The organism is Chlorobium sp. KB01 (assembly GCF_001975465.1).
Taxonomy (GTDB): Bacteria; Bacteroidota; Chlorobiia; order Chlorobiales; family Chlorobiaceae; genus Chlorobium.
This window is the reverse complement of record NZ_MPJE01000050.1, coordinates 1-2,506: the sequence shown is the minus strand read 5'-3', so window position 1 is coordinate 2,506 and position 2,506 is coordinate 1. Positions and strand designations below refer to the sequence as shown.

At 39.5% G+C, this 2,506-nt stretch carries 4 protein-coding genes; all 4 read left to right on the top strand.

Annotated elements, in window-relative coordinates; all coding sequences use genetic code 11:
• The first annotated feature begins 199 nt into the window (after positions 1-199).
• Positions 200-808 carry a DNA adenine methylase gene (locus BOO20_RS13125; protein WP_233120900.1) on the top strand — a complete coding sequence of 203 codons (609 nt, stop codon included), beginning with the start codon at positions 200-202 and terminating at the stop codon, positions 806-808.
• A gap of 20 nt (positions 809-828) precedes the next feature.
• Positions 829-1,143, top strand: coding sequence for a hypothetical protein (locus tag BOO20_RS13120; RefSeq protein WP_233120899.1), 315 nt, complete (start codon positions 829-831; stop codon positions 1,141-1,143).
• 303 nt (positions 1,144-1,446) lie between these two features.
• Positions 1,447-1,920, top strand: a complete 474-nt coding sequence (locus tag BOO20_RS05415) for a hypothetical protein (RefSeq protein WP_076791191.1) — start codon at positions 1,447-1,449, stop codon at positions 1,918-1,920.
• Between the two features lie 31 nt (positions 1,921-1,951).
• On the top strand, positions 1,952-2,461 hold the full coding sequence (locus BOO20_RS05410) for a hypothetical protein (protein ID WP_144277122.1): 510 nt from the start codon (positions 1,952-1,954) through the stop codon (positions 2,459-2,461).
• Positions 2,462-2,506: the final 45 nt, after the last annotated feature.

Below are 2,506 nucleotides of genomic sequence, written 5' to 3'. Positions count from 1 at the left end.
CGCCAAACTTATTTTTGGAATGCAATACCCCCAATTTTGGGCGTCATGAATTATTGAGGCTATATTGTTAAAAAGTAAAAAAAGCATAGTTATCAGGGTATGAAGACTTTTCTGCATCCATTGGCCGAGGTTTTTGGTTTTACTGATGAGCAGCTTGAAAGACCGCCAAACAACAAGACGCTAAACAAACCATTTTGAAATGACCATTACGAGGCAGCAGAGTTTATTTCCTCAACTGATTGATGTTGTCATCCACCCCAAACCGGTGAATGTATCATCTGTCCCACAAAGGAGCCCTTTTCGTTATCCCGGAGGGAAAACATGGTTTGTGCCGGTGTTCAGAAACTGGTTGGCGAAAAACAGTGTGAAGCCAGCTCTTCTTGTTGAGCCTTTTGCCGGAGGTGGTATTATAACGCTTACGGCATTGTTTGAAAATCTTGTTCAGAGTGCGGTTATGGTTGAGCTGGATGAAGATATTGCTGCTGTATGGCAGGCTGTCGTTGACGGGCATGCCGAATGGCTGGCAAAAAGAATCAAGTCATTCGATCTGACAATGGAGAACCTGCAGGCGGAGTTATCAAAGGATGCCGGGGATTTTAAGGAGCGGGCTTTTCAGACGATTTTGAAAAATCGAACCAATCACGGAGGAATACTTGCAGCCGGGTCGGGATTGCTCAAGCATGGTGAAAACGGAAAAGGAATCCGTTCCCGCTGGTATCCGGAGACTCTGGCCAGACGTTTCGCAGGCATAAATCAGTTGGCCGACAAAATCGATTTTCGGCCAACTGGATGGTTTGAAAGTCATTGAGGAGTATTCCGACCGGAGTGATGTTCTTTTTTTTTATTGATTCACCCTACACCGCAGGCGGGAAAAAAGCAGGAAAGCGGCTGTATCGCTATTCAGAGATTGACCATGAACGACTCTTTGAACTCTGCGAATCGGTTGCCGGTGATTTTTTGATGACCTATGACAATGCTGAAGCGGTCAAACAACTGGCACGAAAACACGGGTTCCAGATGAGGCTTATTCCCATGACCAATACGCATAATACAACAATGGAAGAGCTGGTAATCGGCAAGGATCTGGCGTGGATGGACAGCTACTCGTCAGTCCATGAACCAGATGTTGCTTATGGGGAATAGGTTCCCTTTTGGTGAAGCAGACCTTGGTTAATTCTGAAAAGGGATTGTTGGTAAAATGGATAGGCAAAAATTGTTTACCCTTTATGGAAGATTCGTACATTTAGGGAAATGTAAGTATAGAAGTGACCTCTACTTTTATCAGAATTGTTTACAGATTTATTAAGATTAGAGCATATCCTGATGCGATTCGGTTTTGATTGTAATAATGAGCAGTTTCAAGGTGTCATGAAAATGCAGGTTGGAATATTGCTGAGCAAAGAACAATAGGAAATTCATACTTAATAACTTAGAATAAATAACGCTATGGCAAATGATTTTAACGATTTCATAAAACAAATAGTACAGAAACCTGAGGCTGATAAGGAATGGGTTTCAACGCAGCTTACTCAATGGAAAACCTACCTTGAGGATTTCTATAAGCTTATAGAAAATATTCTTTGTGAAAACGAATCCATTAAAATTGATTATAAAGAAAAAAGTATTTTTGAGGAAAGTTTGGGTGATTATAAGGTAAATTCGGCTACTATTTCAATTGGAAATATAAAATTGAAACTTGAACCTGTAGGTACCCTTTTAATAGGTAGCAAAGGCCGGGTCGATCTTATAGGGCCAAAGAGTAAGTTGCTTTTTGTTCTTAAGCCTGAACAAGAAAATAATGCGCCTGATAAAAAAGTTGTGTGGTCATGGAATATTGCAACGCCACCACCTAATGTTAGTTATTTGCCATTGACGAAAGAATCATTCCAAGATGCATTAATGAAAGTGGTAAATGGTTAAACGAATAGGACTTTCTGGCCAGCATCTGTGCTTGGATGAGATTTCATCACATTATTCAGATGTGGAGAAGTCTTTGCGATCATATTATTCTGATGTTGAGAAATATATTCAAACGGTAATATTTTCAGACTTAACAGGTTATGAAAAGTTTTTTGGATATTCCCTTTATGATATAAGAAAGGAATTAGATGATCGACTTGAAGAGGAAAGTCGTTTGGTATCACTCTCTGTTCTTTCGGCATTGGAGGCAGCATTCAGAATTGATTATTTACAGAGAGTTTATAGGAAAAAGAAAGATCCCCTTTCAAGAAATTTCAGACAAGTATATCAAATAAAAAGGAATAGTCCCGCACTTGAAAATGACATATTTAACTGTTGGTCTCAGTATAGTAATCTGGATAGTCAAATATTTTCAGATTTAAAATCAGCCTTTAAATATAGGCATTGGCTTGCTCATGGACGTTATTGGCAACCGAAATTCGGTAGAGGCTATGACTATAATACCATATACAGTTTGGCTGAGGATGTTTTTAATCTCTAAGGGTCAATTCCCCGAAGCTCTGCTTCGTAAAAGAATATCAAATTG

Bases quoted from the DNA above. Each gene is read 5' to 3' on its own strand.
- BOO20_RS13125 (WP_233120900.1), top strand. From the start codon at position 200: ATGACCATTACGAGGCAGCAGAGTTTATTTCCTCAACTGATTGATGTT.
- BOO20_RS13120 (WP_233120899.1), top strand. From the start codon at position 829: ATGTTCTTTTTTTTTATTGATTCACCCTACACCGCAGGCGGGAAAAAA.
- BOO20_RS05415 (WP_076791191.1), top strand. From the start codon at position 1,447: ATGGCAAATGATTTTAACGATTTCATAAAACAAATAGTACAGAAACCT.